The sequence below is a fragment of the Candidatus Buchananbacteria bacterium CG10_big_fil_rev_8_21_14_0_10_42_9 genome, from assembly GCA_002773845.1.
GTDB lineage: Bacteria > Patescibacteriota > Patescibacteriia > Buchananbacterales > 21-14-0-10-42-9 > 21-14-0-10-42-9.
This window is the reverse complement of the sequence record PEZZ01000034.1, coordinates 43,138-43,570: the sequence shown is the minus strand read 5'-3', so window position 1 is coordinate 43,570 and position 433 is coordinate 43,138. Positions and strand designations below refer to the sequence as shown.

The window sequence follows — 433 nt, the reverse complement described above, 5'->3', positions numbered from 1 at the left end:
CCGTAACCAAAATAAGCAAAAGCCGGAATAAGTAATAAACGCGATAAGTGAAAGCCCGCCCAAGCTGGCAATTGAAATATTTTAGTTAACCATCCGACCATTAGCCACAAAATATTGAATAAAAGTGTTTGCCCAGACTCAATGACGAATAAATTTTCAAGCCGAAAAGCGCCTGCGCGAACTTGTTCGATGTATGAAAAATAAACTGATTGATCGTCTGGTGCAATTAATTTACGGCCCAGATAAAAACTGCCAAGCGGTAAGGTAAAATAATCAAAAATTAATGGCAATACCGTTGCAAACATTAATACTAAGGTCAACGCCGCTACAAAATACCATTCTGATTTTGAGATGGTGGAGTAAATTTTTTTAAAAGTCATGGCCGCACACGTAATTGTAATACCCGCCAAAAACTTTCCAAAATTATTTTTAA

General features: G+C 36.7%; 3 pseudogenes (all only partly in view). All 3 read right to left on the bottom strand.

From position 1 onward, the window contains the following. Positions 1–19 (bottom strand): annotated as a pseudogene (locus COT81_04365) (hypothetical protein) (it extends 1,172 nt beyond the left edge of the window). Beyond that, positions 1–380, bottom strand: a pseudogene (locus COT81_04360) (hypothetical protein); it reaches 43 nt to the left of the window's first position. The pseudogenes COT81_04365 and COT81_04360 overlap by 62 nt, the downstream one beginning before the upstream one ends. Continuing rightward, positions 377–433, bottom strand: a pseudogene (locus COT81_04355) (dolichyl-phosphate beta-D-mannosyltransferase) (it continues 600 nt past the right edge of the window). Before COT81_04355 ends, COT81_04360 begins: the two co-directional pseudogenes overlap by 4 nt.